At 28.9% G+C, this 3,862-nt stretch carries 2 protein-coding genes and 1 pseudogene; 1 reads left to right on the top strand and 2 read right to left on the bottom strand.

Annotation, left to right across the window (positions count from 1 at the left end; genetic code table 11):
* Positions 1-117, bottom strand: a pseudogene (locus WIW89_RS00030) (IS1/IS1595 family N-terminal zinc-binding domain-containing protein); the annotation flags it as partial.
* A gap of 769 nt (positions 118-886) precedes the next feature.
* Positions 887-2,965, bottom strand: a complete 2,079-nt coding sequence (locus tag WIW89_RS00025) for a hypothetical protein (protein ID WP_337719258.1) — start codon at positions 2,963-2,965, stop codon at positions 887-889.
* 311 nt (positions 2,966-3,276) lie between these two features.
* Here WIW89_RS00025 and WIW89_RS00020 point away from each other — a divergent pair.
* On the top strand, positions 3,277-3,862 hold a 586-nt coding region (locus WIW89_RS00020), incomplete at its 3' end, for a glycosyltransferase (RefSeq protein ID WP_337719257.1).

Raw genomic sequence — 3,862 nt, 5'->3', positions numbered from 1 at the left:
CTTACCACAATCCCTACACAAATACTTCTGCCTACCCAAAGGCCTACCACACTTAACAACGTGATGACTACCACAAGAGGGACAAGAAACGTCTTGCCTAAATACAGGCTTCCTACCCGTATGTAATACTCGTTATACAAATATAAATAACTTAACGACGACACTATCTCCACACTCAACTCGTATTTAATATATTTAAAAATACATCCATATCTTCTACTTCATTAATATAGGTCTCGTCAAATAACCTCCCATTATTTCTTAAAATGTAAAATGGACTTATGATTAGAAATTCTCCGAAGAAAGCAATTTTTACGCATATTAATGGTCTACAAATTAGATCGAAAAAATTTCTATATTGATAAAAATAAAATTTTGAATTTTTTTAGAATAGCAAATTTTCATTTATATTTTGGTAAAAATAATAAATTTGATGAGAAAGTAAATTTACATAATTTGAATACATGTGACCCTCCGGCGCCTACAACTGAATTAACCTTCTTATTGTCTATATTTAGAGCTTTAAATATAATTTTATTATATCATCTCTAATAATTACATCATTATTATAAATAAATATCTTTCTTGGATTGTATTTTAATGCTATCGCCATACCCTTATCAACACTTCTTGCATAATTAAGATATTTACCCTTACTCTCGACTAATATTGCATGAAAATTTTTAATAGACTCCAGTAGATTTACTGTTAGTTTGTCTTTAATATCTGGCGTAGGAACTATAAATACTATTTCTGAGTCTCCTTCTTTTTCAACTATGTTTATTTCAGCTGAAGGTCTAGATCTAGACCATTTAATTAAATTGCAGCGTCATTAAAACAATAATAGAATTTTACAATGTCATTAATATTATCACTGAAATAGAGTCTATCTGGATCTTCTTTGCAAGTCATTTGCATCAAAAAATCTGGTAACAAAACGATACTTAAAAACATTGTTCTTCATTAGAATTAATACTACAGCTATGATTATTAATATATAAAAGTAAATGATATTTATATATTGCAAAATATTTTTCACATTATAATTAATTATGATAGTAGAAGAATTTGTCATTATAATAAACGACTCATTCGAATAACCAGGTACTATTTTATCGTAATTATTTATATACTCATTTATTCCAGATTGATAATTTTCTCGTATTAGAACAGGTATAAGTGAATTATAATCTTCTTTAGCTATTTTTATAACGATCACGCTGGGATTTTCATTCTCTACTTCTAGTCTGGGAACGTTATTTAGCTTTATAACTGTAATATCGCTAGAATTATATAATATTGTATAATTCTGTAAGGACTCAGTGATTTCTTTTTCATAACTAGAGCTTACCAAAGCAGCTGAGGAGTAATTAACAAAACTTAAGTTTAAGGCAGAAAGGAATATATGAAATTCAGAAACATTATAATTAGGAGTTTCTGGAATCCATAAAGGTTTAGAAATATTTACAAAAATAATATATTTAGGGATAACTGCTACAGTTTCGGATGAGAAATTATATACCAATATTTGTGAATTATTATAAATAATTGAGGAGGAAGGAAGTGTGCTAGTTAGCTTTTCTATCTCCACTTTATTTATATAATTAGTAGGGAAGAAGTATTTTGGGATAAAATTTTTGGTAATAACGATATAGTTTATTCCTAATAATCTTGCGGCATTTAAAAATGGTTGATAAGAAGATAAATTAAACGACGGATAAATAGTAATAAACCATTCTAATGAATAACAGTTATATGGGAAATACGACGCATATACATCCCCATTAAATAAAGTTTGCCAAAATCCTGCTCCTACGTACGTATTATTAGAAGAAAAATTGTATGCAACATAAACTCCACTTGCGGGAAAAACTAAGATTCGTGGATTCTTATCTGGACCATCATTTATGATGTTTGACATATCCCATAAGTAATTGGGCGGATCCCATGCATAACTTGTATGGGTAGCGAAATTTGTTAACACTTGACCATTATAATAAGGATAAGTTTGTGTAAAGAGAATTAGCAATAATAAAACTACTGATATTATTCTGAGTAGCTTGTTTTTGATAGAGATTAGTCCGTTTCCTAATGCTATGGATAGAGAAACAAATGTCAAATATGTAAAAGAAAGCCATGGAATATCTAAACTCCATAAATAGGGAATGTGTAAATATAAACTAATGTATGATGGGAAGAGATAAGGGGCTGCTAACCAAGCTGATAGTAAAAGAAAAGTCATTAAACTAATATAATAGATTTTAGGTATATTTCTATCTTGACTAATAGGTGGTAATACTAGTAACGTTACAAATAAACCACTAATGAAAATATAGTAATAGGGAAATAGGGAAATAATATTAGAAGGTAAATATGTTAAAGTTAGTACATTAAAAATTGAGCCATTAAATGACTGCACGTAGAATTTTAACGCACCCACATAATATTTCCCTCCTACGTGGGAAGAAAAATAACTCACTGCACCGTAATAAGAAGGAAGCAATGATATGATATTCAGTGAAACTAGAATTATCACACTAACTACTAGAAGAATCAGCCTTCTCTTTCTCTTAAGATTTGATGAGAATAATAGCCCTATAAAAAATATCCCAATAGTCACATAAGTTGTAAGCACTAAAGTTAATACGAATCCTATAAAAATTATAAGTAGTAATGAGGCTGCAAGTATTTCCAGAAATTTTATTATTAGGCTATCCTTGTCCATTGTTATTGAATCTATAAAATAAATTATCCATGGGAATATTGCATGAATGGGTATAAATGTACTAGGTAGTAGGAGAAGTTCAAAATAGAGATTTAGTCCAGAATTTAGAAATATCTCCGCTCCTATTGTCACAATAAATGAAAATACGGTAATATTAATATTATATCTTTGTATATTTATATATATCAATAGAGATAGTGCAGAGTTACCTATGAATGTGGTTACTAAAAAACTTACCATTTCCCCATATTTATTGAAAAAAGGAAAATAAAATAAACCATTTATTATTAATATAATATTATTTCCAATTGATCCGCCATTAACATTAGTAAAGAAGGGCTGATAATTGTAAAAATAGGACATGCTAAGCGGAAACACGTTGTCTCCTACACTGTAAAAAACATATTTATGGAATAAAATAAGTTCAGTTATGAATGCGGAAAATGTACTTGACAGAAGAACGAAATAATACTTATTGTGAATCAGCCTATACACACTGTTAATGTTCATTTTTCTACCCTTAACTTTTTAAGTAGATCTAATAAATTTTATTGTCAGATACGTTGTCTATCTCGGTATGCATAGTTACATATAATCCTGATACTGAAATAGTATTCAAGATTATTCATATCCTAAAAAACGCTCGTCTCCCCATAATTCTAATTGATAATAACTCCTCTAATAAAAACTTTTTAAGCTTATTACAGAACGTGAACACTATAATACCTTTAGAAAACAATGTTGGTTTAGGTAAAGCATATAATATCTGCTGTAAAGTTTCTAAAGAATTAGGGGCAGAATGGGTATTGTTTCTTGATCAAGATTCATTACCCTTAGAACCTTTTAGTGTTAATGAGGTTATAGAAAAGTTAAAAAGTGATGCTCTACTTTATTATAATACAGCAATAGTTTCAATTAATAGCGATACTGCAACTAAAACCACTAGTATCAATGAGGATTTCTATTTAGCTAAGTATATAGTAGGAAGTGGTATGATTGTTAAAAATAGTGTTTGTGAGAAATATAAGTTTCTTGAAAATTTATTTCTATATAGTATAGACATAGAATATGCCACTAGATTACGACGAGCTGGATATTACATACTTGCCTACAAAAAACAAATGCTTGAGTACAGGG

The sequence above is a fragment of the Stygiolobus sp. CP850M genome (assembly GCF_037389425.1).
In the GTDB taxonomy this organism is placed as follows: Archaea; Thermoproteota; Thermoprotei_A; order Sulfolobales; family Sulfolobaceae; genus Stygiolobus.
This window is presented reverse-complemented; position numbering and strand designations above follow the sequence as displayed.